The sequence below is a fragment of the Streptomyces sp. iso_384 genome (assembly GCF_056172905.1).
This window is the reverse complement of record NZ_JBWBTT010000001.1, coordinates 7,915,099-7,936,935: the sequence shown is the minus strand read 5'-3', so window position 1 is coordinate 7,936,935 and position 21,837 is coordinate 7,915,099. Positions and strand designations below refer to the sequence as shown.

General features: G+C 70.3%; 22 protein-coding genes. 10 read left to right on the top strand and 12 right to left on the bottom strand.

All coding sequences use genetic code 11. From position 1 onward, the window contains the following. The first annotated feature begins 216 nt into the window (after positions 1 to 216). Positions 217 to 1,692 (top strand): replicative DNA helicase, encoded by a 1,476-nt coding sequence (dnaB, locus tag AC0VY3_RS36065; protein ID WP_026290418.1) that lies wholly within the window; start codon positions 217 to 219, stop codon positions 1,690 to 1,692. 41 nt (positions 1,693 to 1,733) lie between these two features. Here the strand turns inward: dnaB and AC0VY3_RS36060 are convergent, their stop codons facing one another. After that, positions 1,734 to 2,453, bottom strand: a complete 720-nt coding sequence (locus AC0VY3_RS36060; protein WP_475551607.1) for a dienelactone hydrolase family protein — start codon at positions 2,451 to 2,453, stop codon at positions 1,734 to 1,736. Positions 2,454 to 2,610: 157 nt separating this feature from the next. Between AC0VY3_RS36060 and AC0VY3_RS36055 the strand changes: the two genes are divergently transcribed. Then, the gene (locus AC0VY3_RS36055) at positions 2,611 to 3,093 is read left to right on the top strand and encodes a MarR family winged helix-turn-helix transcriptional regulator (RefSeq protein ID WP_475551606.1); all 483 of its coding nucleotides are present in this window, start codon (positions 2,611 to 2,613) and stop codon (positions 3,091 to 3,093) included. 548 nt (positions 3,094 to 3,641) lie between these two features. Further along, the gene (locus AC0VY3_RS36050) at positions 3,642 to 5,018 is read left to right on the top strand and encodes a serine hydrolase domain-containing protein (protein WP_103508844.1); all 1,377 of its coding nucleotides are present in this window, start codon (positions 3,642 to 3,644) and stop codon (positions 5,016 to 5,018) included. 97 nt (positions 5,019 to 5,115) lie between these two features. Here AC0VY3_RS36050 and AC0VY3_RS36045 read toward each other — a convergent pair whose 3' ends face one another. After that, a complete protein-coding gene (locus AC0VY3_RS36045; protein WP_475551605.1) occupies positions 5,116 to 5,568 on the bottom strand; it encodes an N-acetyltransferase family protein in 453 nt (150 codons plus the stop codon). Between the two features lie 53 nt (positions 5,569 to 5,621). Then, entirely contained in the window at positions 5,622 to 6,080 is a 459-nt protein-coding gene (locus tag AC0VY3_RS36040; protein WP_103508842.1) for a MarR family winged helix-turn-helix transcriptional regulator, read from the bottom strand. Positions 6,081 to 6,219: 139 nt separating this feature from the next. Here AC0VY3_RS36040 and AC0VY3_RS36035 point away from each other — a divergent pair, with 139 nt between their 5' ends. Further along, a complete protein-coding gene (locus AC0VY3_RS36035) occupies positions 6,220 to 7,431 on the top strand; it encodes an MFS transporter (RefSeq protein WP_475551604.1) in 1,212 nt (403 codons plus the stop codon). 110 nt (positions 7,432 to 7,541) lie between these two features. On the opposite strand, the gene AC0VY3_RS36030 is transcribed toward AC0VY3_RS36035, so the two are convergent. The 5 genes from AC0VY3_RS36030 to AC0VY3_RS36010 form a co-directional block, all read right to left on the bottom strand. Next, the gene (locus AC0VY3_RS36030) at positions 7,542 to 8,435 is read right to left on the bottom strand and encodes a GNAT family N-acetyltransferase (protein WP_475551603.1); all 894 of its coding nucleotides are present in this window, start codon (positions 8,433 to 8,435) and stop codon (positions 7,542 to 7,544) included. 4 nt (positions 8,436 to 8,439) lie between these two features. Beyond that, positions 8,440 to 8,967, bottom strand: coding sequence for a DUF2269 domain-containing protein (locus AC0VY3_RS36025; RefSeq protein ID WP_475551602.1), 528 nt, complete (start codon positions 8,965 to 8,967; stop codon positions 8,440 to 8,442). A gap of 119 nt (positions 8,968 to 9,086) precedes the next feature. Beyond that, a complete protein-coding gene (locus AC0VY3_RS36020; RefSeq protein WP_010060465.1) occupies positions 9,087 to 9,566 on the bottom strand; it encodes an NUDIX domain-containing protein in 480 nt (159 codons plus the stop codon). 44 nt (positions 9,567 to 9,610) lie between these two features. After that, the gene (locus AC0VY3_RS36015) at positions 9,611 to 10,735 is read right to left on the bottom strand and encodes a cystathionine gamma-lyase (RefSeq protein WP_475551601.1); all 1,125 of its coding nucleotides are present in this window, start codon (positions 10,733 to 10,735) and stop codon (positions 9,611 to 9,613) included. Between the two features lie 109 nt (positions 10,736 to 10,844). Beyond that, entirely contained in the window at positions 10,845 to 11,222 is a 378-nt protein-coding gene (locus tag AC0VY3_RS36010; RefSeq protein WP_030077304.1) for a phage holin family protein, read from the bottom strand. Positions 11,223 to 11,309: 87 nt separating this feature from the next. On the opposite strand from AC0VY3_RS36010, the gene AC0VY3_RS36005 reads away from it, so the two are divergent. The 4 genes from AC0VY3_RS36005 (at position 11,310) to AC0VY3_RS35990 (ending at position 13,756) form a co-directional block, all read left to right on the top strand. Further along, entirely contained in the window at positions 11,310 to 11,627 is a 318-nt protein-coding gene (locus tag AC0VY3_RS36005; RefSeq protein ID WP_030077305.1) for a cupin domain-containing protein, read from the top strand. A gap of 159 nt (positions 11,628 to 11,786) precedes the next feature. After that, a complete protein-coding gene (locus tag AC0VY3_RS36000; RefSeq protein WP_030077306.1) occupies positions 11,787 to 11,999 on the top strand; it encodes a DUF5326 family protein in 213 nt (70 codons plus the stop codon). A 441-nt stretch (positions 12,000 to 12,440) separates the two neighbouring features. After that, positions 12,441 to 13,217, top strand: a complete 777-nt coding sequence (locus AC0VY3_RS35995) for an IclR family transcriptional regulator (protein ID WP_281727703.1) — start codon at positions 12,441 to 12,443, stop codon at positions 13,215 to 13,217. A gap of 101 nt (positions 13,218 to 13,318) precedes the next feature. Further along, complete coding sequence (locus AC0VY3_RS35990; protein ID WP_030077310.1) at positions 13,319 to 13,756, top strand: SsgA family sporulation/cell division regulator; 438 nt, start codon at positions 13,319 to 13,321, stop codon at positions 13,754 to 13,756. Positions 13,757 to 13,807: 51 nt separating this feature from the next. On the opposite strand, the gene AC0VY3_RS35985 is transcribed toward AC0VY3_RS35990, so the two are convergent. Beyond that, the gene (locus AC0VY3_RS35985; protein WP_475551600.1) at positions 13,808 to 15,157 is read right to left on the bottom strand and encodes a YibE/F family protein; all 1,350 of its coding nucleotides are present in this window, start codon (positions 15,155 to 15,157) and stop codon (positions 13,808 to 13,810) included. 196 nt (positions 15,158 to 15,353) lie between these two features. Here AC0VY3_RS35985 and thiC point away from each other — a divergent pair, with 196 nt between their 5' ends. Both thiC and AC0VY3_RS35975 read left to right on the top strand, forming a co-directional pair. After that, on the top strand, positions 15,354 to 17,144 hold the full coding sequence (gene thiC, locus AC0VY3_RS35980) for a phosphomethylpyrimidine synthase ThiC (protein WP_242743292.1): 1,791 nt from the start codon (positions 15,354 to 15,356) through the stop codon (positions 17,142 to 17,144). 319 nt (positions 17,145 to 17,463) lie between these two features. After that, positions 17,464 to 17,820, top strand: a complete 357-nt coding sequence (locus AC0VY3_RS35975; RefSeq protein WP_103508834.1) for a DUF805 domain-containing protein — start codon at positions 17,464 to 17,466, stop codon at positions 17,818 to 17,820. Between the two features lie 166 nt (positions 17,821 to 17,986). Here the strand turns inward: AC0VY3_RS35975 and AC0VY3_RS35970 are convergent, their stop codons facing one another. The 3 genes from AC0VY3_RS35970 to AC0VY3_RS35960 form a co-directional block, all read right to left on the bottom strand. Beyond that, positions 17,987 to 18,817, bottom strand: a complete 831-nt coding sequence (locus tag AC0VY3_RS35970; RefSeq protein ID WP_103508833.1) for a hypothetical protein — start codon at positions 18,815 to 18,817, stop codon at positions 17,987 to 17,989. A 203-nt stretch (positions 18,818 to 19,020) separates the two neighbouring features. Beyond that, positions 19,021 to 20,223 carry a metallophosphoesterase gene (locus AC0VY3_RS35965; RefSeq protein ID WP_475551599.1) on the bottom strand — a complete coding sequence of 401 codons (1,203 nt, stop codon included), beginning with the start codon at positions 20,221 to 20,223 and terminating at the stop codon, positions 19,021 to 19,023. Positions 20,224 to 20,397: 174 nt separating this feature from the next. Next, on the bottom strand, positions 20,398 to 21,510 hold the full coding sequence (locus AC0VY3_RS35960) for a LacI family DNA-binding transcriptional regulator (RefSeq protein ID WP_103508832.1): 1,113 nt from the start codon (positions 21,508 to 21,510) through the stop codon (positions 20,398 to 20,400). Positions 21,511 to 21,837 lie beyond the last annotated feature (327 nt).

Sequence of the window (21,837 nt, the reverse complement as noted above, 5' to 3'; positions counted from 1 at the left end):
ACATCTGGTCCGTCGTCCACATGCCCTGTGGATAACCAGATTGGCTGACGGTGCGGAGGGGCCTACCGTAGTGCGGCGCCCGCACTCCGTTCCGGCACCGGAATCCACCGAACCAGACGCGCCGGAAGTGGAGTCGGGCGACCTGTTTGTCGGTGCCGTGCCGTAAGAAAGAGTGGCACGGCTAGGTCCGCGATGCGGACGGGAGGAGGCGGCCCGGTGAGCATTCCCGAGCCTTTGGACGACCCCTGGACCGAGACCGGTCCCGGGGACCGTCTGCCTGTCTCCCGCCAGCGTCGCGGGGACCGCAAGGGGCGTGAGGACCGCCACGACCGGGGTTCGGACGAGGCCTGGGAAGGCGGTTCCCCCGGGTTCGAGCGGGTGCCGCCGCAGGATCTCGACGCCGAGCAGTCGGTCCTCGGCGGCATGCTGCTGTCCAAGGACGCCATCGCGGACGTCGTGGAGATCATCAAGGGGCACGACTTCTACCGCCCCGCCCACGAGACCGTCTACACGGCGATCCTCGACCTCTACGCCAAGGGCGAGCCAGCCGACCCGATCACCGTCGCCGCCGAGCTGGTCAAGCGCGGGGAGATCACCAAGGTCGGCGGAGCTCCGTATCTGCACACCCTGGTGCAGTCCGTCCCCACCGCGGCCAACGCCTCGTACTACGCGGAGATCGTCCACGAGCGGGCGGTACTCCGGCGGCTGGTCGAGGCGGGCACGAAGATCACGCAGATGGGATACGCGGCAGACGGGGACGTCGACGAGATCGTCAACTCCGCGCAGGCCGAGATCTACGCGGTCACCGAGCAGCGCACCAGCGAGGACTACCTCCCGCTCGGCGACATCATGGAGGGCGCGCTCGACGAGATCGAGGCCATCGGCTCGCGCAGCGGCGAGATGACCGGTGTGCCGACGGGTTTCACGGACCTCGACGCCCTGACCAACGGCATGCACCCCGGCCAGATGATCGTCATCGCGGCCCGCCCCGCCATGGGCAAGTCCACGCTGGCGCTGGACTTCGCGCGTGCCGCGTCGATCAAGAACAACCTGCCCAGCGTCATCTTCTCCCTCGAAATGGGCCGCAACGAGATCGCGATGCGTCTGCTGTCGGCCGAGGCGCGGGTGGCCCTGCACCACATGCGGTCCGGCACGATGACGGACGAGGACTGGACGCGGCTCGCGCGCCGGATGCCCGAGGTCTCCGCCGCCCCGCTCTACATCGACGACTCCCCCAACCTGTCGATGATGGAGATCCGCGCGAAGTGCCGCCGGCTCAAGCAGCGCAACGACATCAAGCTCGTGATCATCGACTATCTGCAGCTGATGCAGGCCGGTGGCTCGAAGCGGTCCGAGAGCCGCCAGCAGGAGGTCTCGGACATGTCCCGAAACCTGAAGCTGCTGGCCAAGGAGCTGGAGGTGCCGGTGATCGCGCTCTCGCAGCTGAACCGTGGCCCCGAGCAGCGCACGGACAAGAAACCGATGGTGTCCGACCTGCGTGAGTCCGGCTCCATCGAGCAGGACGCCGACATGGTTATCCTGCTCCACCGCGAGGACGCGTACGAGAAGGAGTCACCGCGCGCGGGCGAGGCCGACATCATCGTCGGCAAGCACCGTAACGGTCCGACGGCCACCATCACCGTGGCCTTCCAGGGGCACTACTCCCGCTTCGTGGACATGGCGCAGACCTGACCGACGCAGGCGCGGGCCTGCGCCGGACGCGCCCGGAGCCGTCAGCCGTGCGGCAGGGTGCGGGCGAGGAGGGGAAGCAGTCGGTCCCAGTGGCGGCGCAGTCCGGCCGGGGCGAAGGCGTCGGTGTCGGACATGGTGAAGCCGTGGACGGTGTCCGGGTAGATCTCGGAGGTGTAGTCGATGCCCGCCGCGTCCAGGGACCGGTTGAGCTCGCCGAGTGCCTCGGGCGTGATGTCCGTGGCGGCGTGGCCGAAGTGGACCTCGGCGGTGAGGCGGCGCAGGCTGTCGGGCCCGTCGGCGGCGACGGGGGCGTGGAACGCGGCGAGGGCGGCCACCTGTCCTGGGCGGGCCGTGGCGGTGCGGGTCGCCAGGAGGCCGCCGATGCAGTAGCCGGTCACCGCGACCGGTCCGGCCGCCGCTTCGGGCTGATCCGCGAGGAAGCCGAGGTAGGCGTCGGCGTCGCGCAGGACGCGTTCGGTGGTGTGCGCCTCGATCAGGGGCATCAGCCGGCCGATGAGCGCGGGCCGGTCCTCCTCCCCGATGTGCTCGGGAAGGTCGGCGACCGGTGTCGGCCCGTGCCGGTAGAAGAAGTTGGGGACGAGCACGTAGTACCCGTGCCCGGCCAGTTCCCGGGCCATCTCCCGCACGACGGGCCGGATGCCGAAGGCGTCCGCGTACATCAGGACCCCCGGATGCCGCTCGCCGTGGTCGGGATGGGCGGCGAAGGCGTCGGCCAGGCCGTCCGCGGTGGGGATCTGCACGTTCTTGGTGGGAATGGCGGATCTTCCTTCCTGGGAGTTCGCCGGTCCGGCGTCTGTGCCGCGAACGTTTGTCGGGTTAACGTTAGTGACACCAACGGTTTCGGCGCGAGCGAACGTACAGCGTCGGTCGGCCCTGCGCAAGGAGTGAGCACACGTCATGGGCGGAGCCGAGAACGTGGGCGTTCCCGAGGACGGCACCGCCCGGACGCCCGAAAGGCTCCGTCGGCGGCCGAGCCGACTGCTGTCGCAGCTGACCGTGCGGTCGGACCGGCTGATCGGCGACGGGCTGGTTCGGGTCGACGCGCGCAAGTGGCACTATGCGGTGCTCGCCTCGCTGGAGGAGTACGGGCCGGGCAGCCAGGCCGAGTTGAGCAAGCGTTCCGGTATCCACCGGAGCGACATGGTCGGCGTGCTCAACGAACTGGCCGAGCGCGGCCTCGTCGAGCGGGTGCCCGATCCCGAGGACCGCCGCCGCAACGTCATCACGATCTCCGCCCCCGGCCGCCGGCGCCTGAGCCTGCTGGACGGCGCCCTGGACGGTCTGGAGGGCGAACTGCTCGCGCCGCTGAGCCCGTCCGAACGCGACCAGCTCGTCCGGTTCCTCACCCGCCTGCTGGACCACCACACCGGGGCCTCCTGACCACGCGTCGAGGAGCGCTCGTACGGGCGGCCATGACCAGGAGGACTCCGCCCGAGCCGGAACGCCGCGCGGTGTACGTGTCCCGGCGGCGGCCTGCCTTTCCCGACTTCGGTGGCCCTGGCCGTCGGCACCGTACCTCGTGGACGCCGTGCGCGAGTATCCGGACGGCTGGGGTCTCGCCCTTCGACGCGCGGGACATGAACGCCTCGCAGCGGCTCCTCATCGGGGATCACTGGGGCGACTGGCTGGCCGGCGACTGCCCGGCCCCTGCTCGTCCGCGGCAGCCGCAGTACGGTCCTGAGCGCCGAGCACGCGAGGAGCATGGCGGCACGGCGTCGGCGTACCCGGCTCGTGGAGCTTCCGGCCGGGCACACCGTCCATGAGACCGTCCCGGTGGAATTCGCCGGGGCCGTCAGGGGGTTTCTCGGCTCGCTGTGAAGGTGCCGGGTGCCCACCGGTGCGCTGCGCCCGGCGCCCAGGGCGCGGAAGACCTCGACTCCGGGTAAAAGGGTTCGTCAAGGGGCGTGCCGTCAGGTAGGGGTTGGACCATGACTTCCATCGACGAAGAGCTGCTTCCCACCACCCGGCGTGCCCTGGTGCACCGTATCGCCGTCGCGCAGCGGGACGGCCGTGCGCCGTCCGTCGTGGCCGCGGTGCGGCGCCAGGGGCGTACGGTCTGGAGCGGGGCGCGTACGTGCGTCGAGGGGCATGCTCCCGACGCCGATACGCAGTACCGGATCGGGTCGATCACCAAGACGTTCACGGCCGTTCTGGTGCTGCGACTGCGGGACGAGGGCCTGATCGACCTGGACGATCCCCTGGAGAAGCACCTTCCCGGCACGGGCGCGGGCGGGGTGACCGTCTACCAGCTGCTGGGCCACACCGCGGGGCTGGGTGCCGAGACACCCGCGCCCTGGTGGGAGCGGACGCCCGGCAGCCTGCGGCCCGAGCTCGCCGATGTGCTGGGGGACCGGCCGCAGATGCATCCGGCCGGGCACCGCCATCACTACTCCAACCCGGGTTACACCCTGCTCGGTTCGCTGGTCGAAGCCGTACGCGGAGTCTCCTGGGAGGAGGCGCTGCGCCGCGAGGTCCTGGAACCGCTGGGTATGCACCGGACGACGGCCGGGCCGGTGGCGCCGCACGCGGGCGGCTGGGCCGTCCACCCCTGGGCCGACGTCATGCTGAGCGAGCCCTCCGAGGACCTCGGGATCATGGCGCCCGCCGGGCAGCTCTGGTCCACCACGGCGGACCTGCTGCGGTTCGCCGCCTTCCTGACCGAGGGCGACGAACGGGTCCTGTCGGCCTCCTCCGTGCGGGAGATGCGGACGCCGGCCGCGCCGGTCGAGACGGGCGGCAGTGGGTACGGTCTCGGGCTCCAGGTCGTCGGGGGCGAAGGGCGCGTGCTCTTCGGGCATTCCGGATCGCTTCCCGGGTTCGTCGCCGGCCTCTGGGTCTGCGCGGAGGAGGATGTGGCGGCGGTGGTTCTCGCGAACGCCACCTCCGGGCTGCCCGCGGCGACGGTGGCCGCCGAACTGCTGGGGATCGTCGTCGAGGCCGAGCCGCGGATCCCGGACCCCTGGCGTCCGCTGCCCGAGGTGGACGACGAACTGCTCGCGCTGACCGGGATCTGGCACTGGGGCACCAGCACGTTCACGCTGACGCTCGCGGGGGACCGGGGGCTGCAGCTCACACCGCTGGGCGGCAAGGGGCGCGGCGCGGCCTTCACCTATCGGCCGGACGGCACCTGGACGGGCCAGAACGACTACTACGCGGGGGAGACGCTGCGTGTCGTCCGCCGGGCCGACGGTTCGGTGGACCACCTCGACCTCGGCTCGTTCGTCTTCACCCGGGAGCCCTACGAGGCCGGGGCGGCCGTGCCCGGCGGTGTGGACGCGGAGGGCTGGCGCGGGCTCGGCGGCTGAGTTACGGGCCGGGGAGCGGCCGAGCGGCTTCGGGCGATGGTGCGTCCCCTGGGGGCGGGTGGGTGTTTCACGTGAAACACCCACCCGCCCGCCCTCGTCAGAGCGCCAGCTTGAAGCCGACATGGCTGGCCGTGAAGCCGAGCCGCTCGTAGAAGCGGTGTGCGTCCTCGCGGGTGACATCCGAGGTCAGCTGCACCAACTTGCAGTTCTGGCGGCGGGATTCGTCCACCGCCCACTGGATGAGCTGGGTGCCGAGGCCGCTGCCGCGCTCGTCGCCATGGATACGGACGCCCTCGATGATCGAGCGGGTCGCGCCACGGCGGGACAGCCCCGGGACGATGGTCAGCTGCAGGGTGCCGACGACCCGGTCCTCGCGAACGGCGACGACCACATGCTGGTTCGGGTCGTCGGCCAGCCGCTGGAATGCTTCCCGGTACGGGGTGAGGTCGTCCGGGGACTCGCGCTGTGCGCCCAGAGGGTCATCGGCGAGCATCGTGACCACCGCGGCCAGGTCGTCCGGGGCGACGGGGCGTATTTCGAGATCACTCATGATCGGCATCCTAGGCGGACGGTCCCGGGTGGCGTCCCGTCGATCGGGACCGGTCAGACCGGAACCTTCAGCTCCTCGACCGCCCTGACCAGAGGGGCGAGCTCCGGGTTCTCCGCCGCTTCGTCCAAGGCCGTCCGCAAGGCGCCGTCGTTCGTCGGCCGGGCGGCCTCCAGCAGTGTGAGCCCGGCCTCGGTGACGTCGGTGTAGATGCCCCGGCGGTCGGTGTCGCACAGATAGCGGGTCAGCAGCCCACGGTCCTCGAGCCGGGTGACGAGCCGGGTGGTTGCGCTCTGGCTGAGGACGACGGCGTCGGCGACCTGCTTCATCTGCAGATGCCCGCCGGTGCCGTTGTGCTGCCGGCTCAACACGTCGAGCAGCGAGTACTCGCGTGCGCTCAGCCCGTGGCCGGCCTGGAGGGCCCGCTCGATCCGGGCCTCGATCTTCCCGTGGAGCAGCGAGAGCGCGCACCAGCTCTGGGCGATGGCGGTCAGGGCGGGGTCGGTCGCTGTCATGTCTCTCTCCTCCGGGCGGGAGCTGCGTGACTCCAGGATAGAGGACGCCTGCAATAGCCCGCGCTTGCAATTAACAAGCGTCTGCAATTATTGTGGACGCTCGTAAGGCGCAGACGCAATATTCAGAGAAGGTGAACCCATGCCGCTCGCGCTCCTCGCTCTCGCCATCGGGGCATTCGGGATCGGAACGACCGAGTTCGTGATCATGGGGTTGCTCCCCGAGGTCGCCGGTGACTTCCAGGTCTCGATCCCGACCGCAGGCTTCCTGGTGACCGGCTACGCGCTCGGTGTGGTCCTCGGCGCCCCGCTGATGACGCTGCTCGGCACCCGCGTCACCCGTAAGCGCATGCTGATGCTCCTCATGGGGCTGTTCATCGTGGGCAACGTGGTGTCCGCGCTCGCCCCCGTATTCGGCGTCATGCTCGCCGGACGGGTGATCGCCTCCCTCGCCCACGGTGCGTTCTTCGGCATCGGCTCGGTGGTCGCGGCCGATCTGGTCGCCCCGCAGAAGAAGGCCGGGGCCATCGCGATGATGTTCACCGGGCTCACCGTCGCCAACGTCGTCGGCGTTCCGCTCGGCACGTACCTCGGACAGACCGCGGGCTGGCGGACCACGTTCCTCGTCGTCGCCGCTCTCGGCGTCGTGGGCCTGCTCGGCGTCGCCAGGCTCGTCCCGGACCAGCCCAGGCCGGAGGGCGTGCGCATCCGCCACGAGCTGGCCGCGTTCCGCAACGTCCAGGTCCTGCTGGCGATGGCCATGACCGTCCTGGGTTTCGGCGGAGTCTTCGCCGCGATCACCTACATCACCCCGATGATGACCGAGGTCGCCGGATACTCCGCCTCGTCCGTCACCTGGCTGCTGGTCCTCTTCGGCCTCGGCATGGTGGGCGGCAACCTGATCGGCGGCAAGCTCGCCGACCGCCACCTGATGCCCCTGCTGTACGTCTCGCTCGGCGCGCTCGCCGTGGTCCTCGGCCTGTTCACCGTGACCGCCCACGACAAGTTCACCGCGGCCGTCAGCATCGTCCTGATCGGCGCCCTGGGCTTCGCGACCGTACCGCCGCTGCAGAAGCGGGTCCTCGACCAGGCGTCGGGCGCGCCGACGCTGGCCTCCGCCGTCAACATCGGGGCCTTCAACCTCGGCAACGCCCTCTCCGCCTGGCTCGGCGGCCTCGTGATCGCGGCCGGTCTCGGCTACACCGCCCCCAACTGGGTCGGCGCCGTGCTCGCGGCGTCCGCGCTGGTCCTGGCCGTGCTCTCCAGCCTGCTGGAGCGCCGGGACACCGGCAGGGGCCGGATCGTCGCCGGGAGCAGCCCCGAACCGGCCGCCGCAACGGCGGCCCGGCGCTGAGCTCCGCGCCCCGCGGAGCAGCCGGACCGTGAAACAGCCGGCTCGAAAGCACCCGCACCACCACCACGCATCAGCCGCGCCACCCACGAGGGCGGCGCGGCTGTTCCGTGTCAGCCCGTCGCGACGGTGAGCGGAGAGAACCTGCGGGCGGCGTCGCCCGGCAGGTCCGGGAGGCCGTACGTCATCACGGTGGTCCAGGAGAGAGGCTCAAGACCGTGCTCCGCCAGCCAGCCGAGCAGTTCCTTGTGCCGGCCGTCGATGTCGGCCCGCAGCGGCCGGTCCGTCGTCCCGGCCAGGGCCGAGACCAGAGCCTGCGCGGTGGCCGTGTCCCTTGCCACCAGCGGCCCGACCACCGCGGCGTGCCCGCTCGGCCAGAGCGCCGCGTAACCGACCAGCTCACCGTGGACCTCGGCGACCTGGAGCCGGTCGGAGAAGGCGGGCAGCCGGGCGAGGAGATGGGTCCGGTCGGCGCCGAACACGGGGAGGTCGAGCCGGACCATCGCCTGCAGATCGTCCGCAGCGGCCGGGCGGGTGGTCACGGACGGGCGGGAGGGAGCGGCCGAGAGGGAGCCGCCGGGCCGGGGAGCCACGAAACGGCCACCGACGCGTTCGGCCCGGCCCACGGGGGAGAAGCCGAGGCCTTCGTAGAGCGGACGTCCCTGCTCGGTGGCGTACAGCGCGAGCGGGCTGTCCCCCACCGCGTCCATCACGTGCCGCATGAGCCGCCGGGCGAGCCCCTGACCTCCGTAGCGCCCGGCGACGAGCAGCATGCCCACCGCGGTGAGGTCGGATCCGTACGGCGTGGTCAGGCAGGTTGCGGCCAGGCCCTTGCCGTCCGGGGCGTCGATCCCGTACCCGGTGCCGGCCGAGAGGAGCAGCCCCCACCGGTGTTCGTCGCGCGGCCAGCCGCGGTCCTCGCAGAGATCCGCGCAGGAGACCAGATCTCCCCGGTTCAGGCGCCGGATCGGCAGGTCGACGAGGGAGCGGGGCGATGGGCTGTGCATGGGGTCAGGCTGTCTGACGGGGAGACGGCGCGTCCACCGATTTCGCGGAACTGGCCGAGATCCGCAGCCGCCTGCCGCGCCGGGTGAGCCCCCAGGGCTTCAGCACCGAGATCGCGGTGATGAAGAGATAGGTGGCCGTGGCCACCGACGGCGCGATCACGAGGTCGATGTCGACCACCTCGTCGGCGACCGCCGCGTCGATGCCGGGGCGCAGGGAGAAGAGCGACAGTCCGGTGGTGATCAGGGTCAGCCAGAATTTGATCCACACCCAGCGGTGCCGGGCCAGACCCCACGGCGTGCCCAGCGCCAGCACCAGGCCACTCACCAGGGAGAGCAGCGCCACCGGGACCACCAGCCAGTCACCGAAGACCTTCATGGCGCGGGTGACGGCACTCGCGGTGGCCGGGTCCCCGGTGAGGAAGGCGGTGAGGCCGAGCGTCAGCAGACCCACGGTCAGACCGAGCCAGCTGACGGAGACGGCGACATGGGCGACGAGGACCCCTCGGCGTACGGGGCGCTTGAGTGGTTTCACGTGAAACACGATGCCGAGCCGGGCGCCCCGGGTCGTCCGGCGCCGGGAGTATCCACGCGTACCGGGCGGGGAGTACGCACCCCGGCCGGTACGAGGGCGCTTGCCCGAGGTGGCGGAGGTCAGCCCAGGTCGGGGGCGTGCATCGCCCGTACGCCTTCGATGTTGCCGTCCAGATAGTGCCGCAGCGACAGCGGTACGAGGTGCACGGCCGCGATCCCGACACGGCTGAACGGCACCCGGACGATCTCGTACTCCCCGGTGGGCTCGTCGATCTCCGGTCCGTGCCGCAGCGAGACGTCCATCGACGCCAGCCGGCAGACGAAGAAATGCTGGACCTTCACCCCTGTCACGCCGCCGTCCGCGATGTGCTCCACGGTGTCGACGAAGCACGGGACCACGTCGACGATCTTGGCGCCGAGCTCCTCGTCGACCTCGCGGTGCAGCGCGTCGACGACAGTGGCGTCCTCCGGCTCGACCCCGCCGCCGGGCGTGAGCCAGTACGGATCGACTCCCGGCTTCGTGCGCTTGATCAGGATGAGATCGTCGCCGTCGAGCAGGACGGCGCGTGCGGTGCGCTTGACCACAGGACGTTCGGTCATGGCAAGAGAGTGGCCCGTGGAGGGCCGTCTGAAACTCCTCCGGCCTACCGGACCGCCGTGTCCAGCGCCTGTTCGACGTCGGCGAGCAGGTCCTCGGGGTCCTCCGCGCCGACCGAGAAGCGGATGAAGCCCTCCGCCACGGCGTCGCCGCCCCAGCGGCCCCGGCGCTCCGCGGTGGACCGGACGCCGCCGAAGCTCGTCGCGTCGTCGACCAGGCGCAGCGCCGAGAGGAAGCGCTCCGCGGTCTCCCGGTCGGTCAGCTCGAAGGAGACCACGGAGCCGAAGCGCCGCATCTGGCGTGCGGCGACGGCGTACGACGGGTCGGTGGGCAGGCCCGGGTACCGCAGGCCGGTGACCTCCGGGCGCTTGGCCAGCGCCTCGGCGAGGGCGAGTGCGGTGGTGCACTGCCGGTCGATGCGCAGTTGGAGGGTGGACAGCGAGCGGTGGGCGAGCCAGGCCTCCATCGGCCCGGGGATCGCCCCGACGACCTTGCGCCAGCGCCGTACGTCCGCCGTCAGCCGGGGGTCGCGGCAGGTCACATGGCCGAGCAGGATGTCGCCGTGCCCGGTCATGCCCTTGGTGTCGCTGGCGACCGAGAAGTCGGCGCCCAGCGCCAGCGGGCGCTGGCCGATCGGGGTGGCCAGGGTGTTGTCGACGGCGACCAGGGCGCCCGCCGCGTGCGCGGCCTCCACCAGCCGCGGGATGTCGCAGACGTCCAGGCCCGGGTTGGACGGGCTCTCGATCCACAGCAGCTTCGCGCCGGTCAGCAGGGCCAGCTGGGCGTCGCCGCCGGTCGGCGCGGTCCGGACCTCGACCCCGTACGCCGCCAACTGCTCCCGTACGAGCGGCAGCGCCTGGTAGCCGTCGTCGGGCAGGACGACGGCGTCGCCCGAGCGGACCTGGGAGAGCAGCACCGCGGTGATCGCCGCCATGCCCGAGGCGAACACCGTCGTGCCCACCTCCTCATCGGGAGCCTCCAGCTCGCCGATGGCCCGCTCCAGGTGGGTCCAGGTCGGGTTGGTCTCCCGGCCGTAGGTGTAGGGGCCCACCGGGTCGCCGGAGAGATGGAAGTGCGCGGCGAAGACCGGGCCGGGCAGGGTCGGTTCGAACTGCTCCGGTTCAGGAAGCCCGGCGCGTACCGCGCGCGTTCCGTCGCCCATGGTGCTCATGCTGCTCCTTCACTGCATTCCCCGGCTGGTGGATCCGCTGGTGGACCGGTGTGCTCCGCACTCTCTCAGAGGCCCCGGAGCGGACCTCCGCCAGATCCCGGTACCGGTATCAGTCCTCGTCGGGCAGGACGACATTGAGCGCCCAGGACACGACCGAGATGATCAGCCCGCCGAGCACAGCCGTCCAGAACCCCTCGACGTGGAAGCTGAGGTCGAACACGCCGGCCAGCCAGGAGGTCAGCAGGAGCATCAGGGCGTTGACCACCAGCGTGATCAACCCCAGCGTCAGGATGAACAAGGGGAACGTCAGCAGCTGGACCACCGGCTTCACCAGGAAGTTCACCAGGCCGAAGATCAGCGCGACGAGGATCAGGGTGAGGACCTTGCGGCCGGTGCTGCCACCCTCCAGCGTGATGTTGCCGATCAGCCAGATGGCAACGGCCAGCGCACCCGCGTTGGCGATCGTCTTGACTACGAAATTCTTCATGTGTCTGATCGTGGCAGACATGATCGGTGGTGGACACCGGCAGCACGGATACAGCCGACAGCGTGGGCACAAGGGGCGGGACGGGCCATGAAGGCATTCAGACTGGACGAGCTGGAGGCGGAGCGCGCCGCCAACGACGGCGCCTATCTGCAGTTCGTGCGGGAGCGCAACATGTCCGTCGGTCTGTACGCCCTGGACGCGGGCGAACTCGATCCGCAGCAGCCCCACCAGCAGGACGAGGTCTACTTCGTCGTCAGCGGGCGGGCGGCGATCACGGTGGGGATGGAGACGACGCAGGTCGGCAGGGGGAGCGTGGTCTATGTGCCCGCGGGGGTGGCCCACAAGTTCCATCACATCACCGAGGACCTGAGGGTCATGGTCGTCTTCTCGCCGCCGGAGGGCTGAGGTCGCGGAGGGCTGAGGCCGTCGGCCCCGGAGGGCCCGTTCTCGGGGATCCCTAGGGGCTGGATCAGGGGTCTTCAAGGGCTGCCGACCACCCACCGGGGGCCCTCGCGCCTTTAGCATCGAGGCAAGGACTACAGAGACGAGGTAGAGGCGATGGCCGTGCGGGAGATATTCGCGGGAATGCCCTGGTGGGTGAAGTGGATCGCGGTGCCCGTCATTGCGATCTTCGTGTTCGGCGGTCTGATCGCCAGCGTGGTCGGCTTCGTGATCAGCCTGCTCTTCAAGGTGCTGGTCTTCGTCGTCGTGGTCGGCGGTCTGATCTTCGTCGTCCGCAAGTTCATGTCGTCGTCGTCCTCGCGCGGTGACTGGTAGAACACGGATCCCGGGCCGGCGCGGGGGCCGGCCTGTTCCGTCCGGCCCGGCCGGCCCGGTTCCGAAGAGCGTGGCCGGCCCGGTTCCGAAGAGCGTGGCCGGCCCGGTTCCGAAGAGCGTGGCGCGGTCAGCGTCCCGGGAGCATTAGCCCAGCAGAGCTAAGTCCCGGAAGAAACCACCCGTCTGTCGCAGGCGGCCGATACAGTGGCACATCGCTGCCGCCATCCGGAATGTGACCTTCCGTCACCACATCGATCGCCTGATCGGTCCTGGGTACGACAGTCCGGTCGTTGGCCTCCGATCGCCGGCGCCCGGACCGGTCCTCGCCGGTCACGGGTCACCGGATCTCCGGTCCCCTCCGGTCCTCAGGATCGCGGCAGGCCCGTGGGGGCGGCCCCCACGGGAGGGCCGACGGCCCGTCACCATGCCTGGGGGTGACCTTTGACCACGGCATCGAGCACCGCTGTCCCGACGTTGATCGGTTCGGTTCAGCGGGCGTTGAGACTGCTGGAGGCTGTGGGCGCCCATCGGGACGGGGCTCCCGCCAAGCAACTGGCACGTGAGGCGGGGCTTCCGCTGCCGACCGCCTACCACCTGCTGCGGACCCTCACCCACGAGGGCTATCTCCGCCGCGAGAACGGTGTCTTCCTCTTCGGCGCGGCCGCCGAGAACCTGACCGCCGCCCCTGGCGTCCGGAGCCGACCGCGCCCCACGTCCGTCGCCGACTCCCTCGGCCACTGGCGCGACGCCATCGGTGCCCCGGTGTACTGCGCCGTCTACTGCGACGGCGAGATCGAGCTCATCGCGGTCGCGGACGCCCCCGACACCCCGGCGGTGGAGGAGTGGGCCTCGTTCCGGGAGACCGCCCACGCGCACGCCATCGGCCAGTGTCTGCTCGCCCAGCTCGACGAGCGGGCCCGCGAGGACCACCTCGACCGGCACCCGGTGCGCCCTCTCACCCGTTACTCAGTGCGAGATCGCGCCACACTTCTGGAGCGGCTGCGCACCCTCCGACGAGGTGAACCGGTCATCGAACGCCAGGAGTACGCACTGGGGACCGTGTGCGCCGCGATTCCCGTCACGGCCGGTGCCACCATTGCGGCGATGGCCATTTCCGTACCCCTGGAGCGGGAAGATCGGTTGCTGCCCGCAGTCGAACAGCTACGTGGCGAAGTCGCCAGCCTCTTGCGTTCGTTCGTGTTCTCTATCAGTATCTGAAAAATCACTCCTTGTGATCTGCTATCGCGTGCACCACGATGGCGTCAATAGGGCCATGGGGGATCATTCCTGGCCAGTTTCATCTACTGCGGGGTTGAACGATGCGCGAGTCGGTTCAAGCAGAGGTCATGATGAGCTTCCTCGTCTCCGAGGAGCTCTCGTTCCGTATTCCGGTGGAGCTCCGGTACGAGGTCGGCGATCCGTACGCCATCCGTATGACGTTCCACCTGCCCGGCGATGCCCCTGTGACCTGGGCGTTCGGCCGCGAACTGCTGCTGGACGGGCTCAACAGCCCGAGCGGCGACGGCGATGTGCACATCGGGCCGACCGAGCCCGAGGGCCTCGGCGATGTGCACATCCGGCTCCAGGTCGGCGCGGACCGTGCGCTGTTCCGGGCGGGTACGGCGCCACTGGTGGCGTTCCTCGACCGGACGGACAAGCTCGTGCCGCTCGGTCAGGAGCACACGCAGGGTGACTTCGACGGGAATCTGGAGGACGCGCTCGGCCGCATCCTCGCCGAGGAGCAGAACGCCGGCTGACCGGGTGGGTACAGCCGACGGTCCGTCATCCTGTCCTGCGCCGCCGGCCCGTCATGACTTCTTGCGCCGACGGCCCCGGCCGCTCCGCGCGGGCGCGGCCGTAGCCGTCTGCGCGCCGCCGGACCCCGGGCGGTCCGCGGAGACGACCAGCGCGGCGAGCACCGTGGTCACCGGCACCGAGGCGACCAGGCCGATCGACCCGACCAGCGTGCGGACGATCTCCTCGGCGACCAGCTCGCTGTTGGCCACCGTCCCCACACTGCTCTGGGCGATGGAGAAGAGCAGCAGCAGCGGCAGCGCCGCGCCCGCGTACGCCAGCACCAGGGTGTTGACCACCGAGGCGATGTGGTCCCTCCCGATGCGGATACCTGCCCGGTACAGCCCCTTCCAACCCATCTCCGGATCCGCCTGGTGCAGTTCCCAGACGGCGGAGGTCTGGGTGACCGTCACATCGTCGAGCACCCCGAGCGAACCGATGATGACGCCGGCCAGCAGCAGACCGCTCATATCGATGTCCGGGTAGAGACCGTGGATGAGGCCGGTGTTGTCGTCGGTGTTGCCGCTGAGGCTCGCCCAGCCGATGAACAGGGAGCCCAGCAGCCCGATCAGCAACAGCGAGATCAGCGTGCCGACGACCGCGACCGAGGTACGGGCCGTCACCCCGTGGCAGAGATAGAGCGCCGCCAGCATGATCGCGCTGGCCCCGATCACCGCTACGACCAGCGGGTTCGAGCCCTGCAGGATCGCCGGCAGGATGAACAGGGTCAGCACGGCGAACGACACGGCCAGCGCCACCAGCGCCATCACCCCGCGCATCCTGCCCACCAGGACCACCGCCAGCGCGAAGATCCCGGCCAGCACCGCCATCGGGACCTTCCGGTCCACGTCGGTCACGGAGTACTGGAGGTCGCGCGGTGCGTCGGGGGCGTACGCCACGACCACGCCCTGACCCTCCTTCAGCTGTCGGGGCGCGTCCGGCTGGACCACCTCGACGAACGTGCGGCCCTTGTCGTCGCCGCTGGTCACCTCGATGGTGGCCTTCGCGCACTCCCCCTCCTGCTCGTTGACGGCCTCCCGGCCGGAGGGCGTGGACGTGTCACCGGTCGGGGGCACCTGCGCGGCGTTGACGTCCGCGCAGTCGACCTTGACCACCTGGACGACCTTGCCGTCCTGGGTCTGCCGGTCGAATCCGACACCGGTGCGCTCGTGGTCGGGCGCGCCGCCGGGCCAGAACGCGATCAGGCCGACGACGACCGCCGTCGCGAAGGGGATCACCACGGCGGCGATGATCTTGCGCAGGTGTTGGGAGACCGGCGCGGCGGGTCCGTGGCTGTGGGTGTGGCCGTGGCTGTGGCCCTGGGGCGGCGGCTGGGGTGCGGGGTCGCTTTGGGGGGAGGTCACGGGGCGATCATCGCAAGAACGGGTGGGCCCTCTGGTCAGCTCGCCGGAAAGGACGCTAGCGTGGAGGCACCTTTGCACACGCGGGAGCTCGGAGCACCGGGCTGAGAGGGCGCTGATCGCCGTACATCCGTACGGGACACGCTGCGCCGACCGCCGAACCTGTTACCGGGTAATGCCGGCGTAGGGAGTAGGTCTCATGACCACATCGGACGCACGCACGCCTGCCTCGAAACAGATCGCCGAGAACCAGGGCGACGAGGCAGAGAAGTCCATCGGCTGGCACAAGGGGTACGTCCAGGGCTCGCGCCCGGATCTCCGGGTGCCGGTCCGACAGGTGCACCTCACCAACGGCAAGGACGTGACGCTGTACGACACGTCGGGGCCGTACACCGATCCCGGCATCGACACCGATGTCCGCCGCGGCCTCGCGCCCCTGCGGGAGAACTGGATCATCGCCCGCGGTGACACCGCGGAGTACGCGGGCCGGCCGGCCCGCCCCGAGGACGACGGGCTCAAGCACACCTCGCCGCGCGGCGGACTGCGCAACCTCGACGCGGTGTTCCCCGGCCGGCCGCGCCAGCCGCGCCGCAGCCGCGACGGACGTCCCGTCACCCAGCTCGCGTACGCCCGCCGGGGGGAGATCACCCCGGAGATGGAGTACGTGGCGATCCGGGAGAACGTCGAGGCCGAGGTCGTCCGTGAGGAGATCGCGGCGGGCCGTGCCGTACTGCCGGCCAACGTCAACCACCCCGAGATCGAGCCGATGATCATCGGCAAGCGGTTCCTGGTGAAGGTCAACGCCAACATCGGCAACTCGGCCGTCACCTCCTCCATCGAGGAGGAGGTGGACAAGATGACCTGGGCGACGAAGTGGGGCGCCGACACGGTCATGGACCTGTCCACCGGCCGCAACATCCACACCACCCGGGAATGGGTGCTGCGCAACTCCCCCGTGCCGATCGGCACCGTCCCGCTCTACCAGGCCCTGGAGAAGGTCGACGGCCGGGCCGAGGAGCTGACCTGGGAGATCTACAAGGACACCGTCATCGAGCAGGCCGAGCAGGGCGTGGACTACATGACGGTGCACGCCGGCGTGCGCCTGCCGTACGTCCCGCTGACGGCCCGTCGCAAGACCGGCATCGTCTCGCGCGGCGGATCGATCATGGCGGCCTGGTGTCTGGCGCACCACAAGGAGTCCTTCCTCTACGAGCACTTCGAGGAGCTCTGCGAGATCCTCGCGACGTACGACGTCACCTACTCGCTGGGTGACGGACTGCGTCCCGGGTCGATCGCGGACGCCAACGACGAGGCGCAGTTCGCGGAGCTGCGCACGCTCGGCGAGCTGAACACGATCGCCAAGCGGTTCGGTGTCCAGACCATGATCGAGGGTCCCGGGCATGTTCCGATGCACAAGATCAAGGAGAACATCGACCTCCAGCAGGAGATCTGCGAGGAGGCGCCGTTCTACACGCTCGGCCCGCTGACCACGGACGTCGCCCCGGCGTACGACCACATCACCTCGGGCATCGGCGCCGCGATGATCGCCTGGTGGGGCACGGCGATGCTCTGCTACGTCACGCCCAAGGAGCACCTGGGGCTGCCCAACCGGGACGACGTGAAGACCGGCGTGATCACCTACAAGATCGCCGCCCATGCGGCCGACCTCGCCAAGGGGCACCCGGGCGCGCAGGAGTGGGACGACGCGCTGTCCGACGCGCGGTTCGAGTTCCGGTGGGAGGACCAGTTCAACCTGGCTCTCGACCCCGACACGGCACGGGAGTTCCACGACGAGACGCTCCCCGCCGAGCCCGCGAAGACGGCGCACTTCTGCTCGATGTGCGGGCCGAAGTTCTGCTCGATGAAGATCTCCCAGGACATCCGGCGTCAGCACGGCGGTTCGCAGGAGGAGATCGAGCAGGGCATGGCCGAGAAGTCGAAGGAGTTCGCGGCCGCGGGCAACCGGGTCTACCTGCCCATCGCCGACTGACCTGATCCCGCACCCTGGCAGATCAGGTGGGCCCGGCGGCCGAGTCCGGTACGCCGGGCCCACCGCCGTCGGGTCCGCCTTTGCGGGGCCGCCTCCGCCCGTTCCGCACCTTAAGAGTAACTAAAGCTGGTTCGCTGCTGTTTGGCATGATTAGCCGCCTTGTTAAGCGACAGTATGGACACAGTCGTGTGGCAGCTGGATGTACGTTTGACCGTCGGCTCACGTGCGCTTGACCCTTTCCTTATCCGTGGCTTACTTTCCGGCTTGCTTGGCTGAAATTGGTGCGCCCTCGGAACGGGGGCCCGGGGAGGGAAACACAGTGAACTGGTACCTGGACGTACTCAAGAACTACGCAGGCTTCAGCGGACGCGCGCGCCGCAAGGAGTACTGGATGTTCGTGCTCTTCAACTTCATCATCGGTGTCGTTCTGTCGGTCATCGGCACCGCGATAGACACGCAGATCCCGTACTTCATCTACATCGTCGCGGTCATCGTCCCGTCGCTGGCGGTCCTGGTGCGCCGGCTGCACGACACCGGCCGCTCGGGCTGGTGGTTCTTCATCGCGTTCGTCCCGCTGGTCGGCGGCATCGTCCTGCTCGTCTTCCTCGCCTCGGAGGGCAAGCCGGAGACGAACCAGTACGGCGTCAACCCGAAGCTGGCTCCGCAGGCCATCTGATCCACCGCTCCGGTCCGTCCGGAGCGTCTCCCCGGGCCGGGCGCGGCACTTGTCGCCCCGGCCCGCGGTGCGTCCGGAGCCGGAAGCGCAGCCGGACCTCGGAGGAGGGTGCGCAAGCGGAGCCGGAGCCGAACCGTAGGCGGAAGGCGGTCCGGGCCACCGCCCGTCAGTCCGGGCGGTGTTCGGGGCCGCCGAAGTCCGGGCTGGTGAAATCGGGGCTGGTGAAGGTCGGCCGGGGGCCGGCCCCCGGTCCGTCGTCCGGGCCCGAGAAGTCCGGCCTGCTGTAGCCCACCTTCGGGATGCGGTTGGGCGAACGGTGCGGGGTCCGTGCGGCGGGTCCCGCGGTGGGGTCGGCCAGGGCGTCGCGGAGGAACGGGAGGATGCCGCGCTCCAGCAGGGCGTGGCGCCAGGCCTCCCGGGCGCGTGCGACCTCCTCCGGGAGCTCCTGTTCCTCGTCCTCGGCGGCCAGGGACGTCGTGCTGTTGCGGAGCGCGGTGACGAGCAGTCCGACGGCCGCGACCAGGATCGCGGCGGCGGCGACCGCCGCGAAGAACCACCCGGCGGCGACCATCGAGTCGCCGAAGGCCACCGAGGGGCTGACCGCCTTCAGCAGATAGCCGACGAGCAGGAAGATGACGGCCGCGGTACCGGCCAGCAGCGGGGTCAGGACCGTGACGACCGCGCCTATGCCGGCCCCCGCTCCGGCCGCCGTGCTCTGCGGCCCGTCCACGGCCGGGATCCCGTCGGCCGCTTCGGCGTTCGCCGCCCGGCGCAGTTCGTCCCGGGCCTCGACGTAGTGCTCGTACTCGGTGGCCGCGGCCGCGGTGATCAGCGCCGTGGCGCTGAGCGCCATGGTGCGCAGTTGTTCGGTGTTGAGCCGGTCACCGACGCCCTCCAGGTCCGGGCGTTCATGAGCGTGGCGCAGTGCGTCGCCCAGGATCCGCTCGTACTCGGGTCCGTCCTCGGCCAGCAGGTGCGGAGCGCTTGTCATCTGCATCCCCCGATGCTCCGTCGGTGCCCGGCTGCCCGCGTGGACCGGGCGATCGGGCGGAAACGGAGGAGAGCCTGCCACTGATACGCCGATGGTAGAGCGCTCACGGCACGGGGTGACAGTGTGTTTCCAGAATTGGGCCCGGTGACGGGTCCGGTGATCGGCGAGGTCGGCGCAGGCGGAACCTGAAGCGCCTTCCCCGTCGACGGTCAGGCATGCAGGGGGAGTTGAACCACCAGCAGCTTTCCGGCCATGGTCACTCCGCCGTCCATGGCGATGGCGAGGCCGTCCGCGTACACGTGCGGGCCGTTGATCACGGGGCCCGATGCGTCCTCGCCGTCCTCCGTGCCGACCTCGCCCAGGAGATACGGAATAGGGCTGTGACCATGGACGATGCGCTGTCCGCCGTACGTCGCCATCAGCTCGCGCACCGCGTCGGCGCCACCCTCGTCCCGGAAGGCGAACCGCTTGGTCAGCTTGCGGAAGAGGTCCCAGCACTCGTCCGCGTCGTTACGCGTGAGAATGGCCGTGATCGTGTCGTTGACGTCCTCGATGGTGGATCCGTAGTCGAGGTAGGCCGTCGTGTCGGAGTGCATCAGCAGATGCCCGTCCTCCTCGACGACCGCGTCGAGCCGGGACATCCACTGGAGGTGGACGTCCTGGAGGCGCTCCATATCGGTCTTCTGGCCGCCGTTGAGCAGCCAGGCGGCCTGGAAGGTGGCGGTGCCGGCCCCGGAGTTGACGGGGGTGTCGGCGAACCGCTTGGCGCCGAGCAGCAGCAGCTCGTGGTTGCCCATCAGGGCCTTGCAGTAGCCGCCGGCCGCCGCCGCCTCGGCGGAGAGCCGCATGACGAGGTCGATGACCCCGATGCCGTCCGGACCGCGGTCGGTGAAGTCGCCGAGGAACCACAGCCGGGCGTTGCCAGCGGCCCAGTTTCCGTCGGCGTCGATGAGGCCCTGCTCGCCCAGGGCGGCCAGCAGTTCGTCCAGATAGCCGTGGACGTCGCCGACGACGAAGAGCGGGCCGGGACCGTCCTCGGGCACGGCGGCCGGCTCGACGACGGTCTGCACCTGGACCGTGTCGCCGCGCCGGATGACCGGGAGGTCCCGCTCGGTCGGTGTGTAGCCTTCCGGCTGCTCGTCGCCCACGACGGCGTTGCCGGGATGCGGCGGCCGGGGCGGCGCGGGAGCCCGCGGCGGTACGGAGACACCGGGCGCCGGCGGCACGGAACCGGCAGGAGCTACGGGAGCGCCCGGTGCCGACGGGTTCGGGTCCGGCGCACGGGGCGGCACCGGGGAAGGAGGTGTCACCTGTGCCTGTGGTGGCACGGGTGTCTGCGCATACGGCGGAACCCGGAAGTCACGCAACGTCGCCGTCCGAACCACGGGTTCCTGACCGGCCCCCTGAGTCATCGACCCCTCCACCACCGTCGCGCCGCCGTACACCTGACGGGCCCTGCCTGGTAGAGGTGGTCCGCGGTGTCGTGCGCCCATCATAGGAATGCGGATCGATCTGTGTGACGCACCAGGGGTGGTGAATCCGGGCGCACGCACGGTTCACCGGCCGATTGGTCCGAAAAGAGCCGATCAATCCCCGCTGGGGGAGCGCGGCGCGCTGACCGTGGTGCGTGGTGGACGGCGTTGCGAGGAGGTCCGGACGATGAGCTCCGTCGGTATGACCTGCTCCACCGGCCCGTCGTGCTCGACCCCTTCGATGGCGTCGATGAGGAGCTGGACGACGGCCGTGCCGATGTGGCGCGGCTTCAGCGAGAGCGTCGTGATGGGCGGCTCGGTGGCCGCGTACACGGTGGACTCGCTGCAGCAGACCAGCAGCAGGTCCTCGGGGACCCGCAGTCCGTAGCGGCGGGCCGCCGCGAGGAGGTCGGTGCCGTTGGGGTCGAAGAGCCCGTAGACCGCGTCGGGGCGGTCCGGGCGGGCGAGCAGCCGGTCGGCGGCGACCGCCCCCGCGCAGGGGTCGTGGGCCGGGTAGGACTCGTAGACGGGATCCTGGCCGACCCGCTCGCACCAGTGGAGGTAGGCGGTGGTGGACAGCCGGGTGTACGTGTCGGTGGTGTTGCCGGTCAGCAGGCCGATACGGCGGGCTCCGGCGGCGGCGAGATGGTCGAGGAGGTCGAGTACCGCGGCCCGGTGGTCGTTGTCGACCCAGGCGGTGACGGGGAGCGTCCCGGCCGGGCGGCCGTCCGAGACGACCGGCAGGCCCTGGCGGACGAGTTCGGTGACGACCGGGTCCTGGTCGGAGGGGTCGATGACGACGGTCCCGTCGAGCGCGACGTTCGACCAGACGTCGTGCCGGGAGGTGGCGGGAAGGATGACGAGGGCGTAGCCGCGGGCGAGCGCCGCGGAGGTCGCGGCTCTCGCCATCTCCGCGAAGTACGCGAATTCGGTGAAGGTGAAAGGTTCATTCCCGTACGTGGTCACGGTCAGGCCGATCAGCCCCGACTTGCCCGTACGGAGGGTTCGGGCCGCGGCGGACGGGCGGTAGCCCAGGCGCTCGGCGACCTCGCGGACATGGCGGCGGGTGGCGTCCGGGAGCCTGCCCTTGCCGTTGAGCGCGTCGGAGACCGTCGTGATCGAGACTCCGGCCGCGGCGGCCACATCACGGATCCCCGCCCGTCCCGGCCGGCCGCTGCGCCGGGGTGTCTCCGTCCGGCTCACCTGGTGCTTCCCTGCTGCTGTCATGGCGAGCCGATAGTAGGGCTCCGAGGGGTGGTCGGTCCGGTCGCATTTGCGCACGTTGACAGGCACGTTTCTGCAAGGTCACTGTCTATCAGACTCCTTTGAATACAAGGGAGTTGGGTGCCCATGCATGCGTGCTTCAGGTGCTGGCGGGTGGCAGCCTGCCGAATGTGCGATGTCTCGAAGAGGTCTCAACTCACCACTTCGGGGGACGCGCGCCACGGCGTGAGCCACCGGCGCGCGCCGGACCGGGCTGCGCTCCCCCGGGCGGAGGCCCCGGACCGGCCCCCGCGCGAGGCCCCATTCCCGGGCACTGCGGTCGATTTCCCG

Bases quoted from the DNA above. Each gene is read 5' to 3' on its own strand.
- AC0VY3_RS36055 (WP_475551606.1), top strand. From the start codon at position 2,611: ATGGGCGGAGCCGAGAACGTGGGCGTTCCCGAGGACGGCACCGCCCGG.
- AC0VY3_RS36050 (WP_103508844.1), top strand. From the start codon at position 3,642: ATGACTTCCATCGACGAAGAGCTGCTTCCCACCACCCGGCGTGCCCTG.
- AC0VY3_RS36045 (WP_475551605.1), bottom strand. From the start codon at position 5,568: ATGAGTGATCTCGAAATACGCCCCGTCGCCCCGGACGACCTGGCCGCG.
- AC0VY3_RS36040 (WP_103508842.1), bottom strand. From the start codon at position 6,080: ATGACAGCGACCGACCCCGCCCTGACCGCCATCGCCCAGAGCTGGTGC.
- AC0VY3_RS36035 (WP_475551604.1), top strand. From the start codon at position 6,220: ATGCCGCTCGCGCTCCTCGCTCTCGCCATCGGGGCATTCGGGATCGGA.
- AC0VY3_RS36030 (WP_475551603.1), bottom strand. From the start codon at position 8,435: ATGCACAGCCCATCGCCCCGCTCCCTCGTCGACCTGCCGATCCGGCGC.
- AC0VY3_RS36020 (WP_010060465.1), bottom strand. From the start codon at position 9,566: ATGACCGAACGTCCTGTGGTCAAGCGCACCGCACGCGCCGTCCTGCTC.
- AC0VY3_RS36015 (WP_475551601.1), bottom strand. From the start codon at position 10,735: ATGAGCACCATGGGCGACGGAACGCGCGCGGTACGCGCCGGGCTTCCT.
- AC0VY3_RS36010 (WP_030077304.1), bottom strand. From the start codon at position 11,222: ATGAAGAATTTCGTAGTCAAGACGATCGCCAACGCGGGTGCGCTGGCC.
- AC0VY3_RS36005 (WP_030077305.1), top strand. From the start codon at position 11,310: ATGAAGGCATTCAGACTGGACGAGCTGGAGGCGGAGCGCGCCGCCAAC.
- AC0VY3_RS35990 (WP_030077310.1), top strand. From the start codon at position 13,319: ATGCGCGAGTCGGTTCAAGCAGAGGTCATGATGAGCTTCCTCGTCTCC.
- thiC (WP_242743292.1), top strand. From the start codon at position 15,354: ATGACCACATCGGACGCACGCACGCCTGCCTCGAAACAGATCGCCGAG.
- AC0VY3_RS35970 (WP_103508833.1), bottom strand. From the start codon at position 18,817: ATGCAGATGACAAGCGCTCCGCACCTGCTGGCCGAGGACGGACCCGAG.
- AC0VY3_RS35965 (WP_475551599.1), bottom strand. From the start codon at position 20,223: ATGACTCAGGGGGCCGGTCAGGAACCCGTGGTTCGGACGGCGACGTTG.
- AC0VY3_RS35960 (WP_103508832.1), bottom strand. From the start codon at position 21,510: ATGACAGCAGCAGGGAAGCACCAGGTGAGCCGGACGGAGACACCCCGG.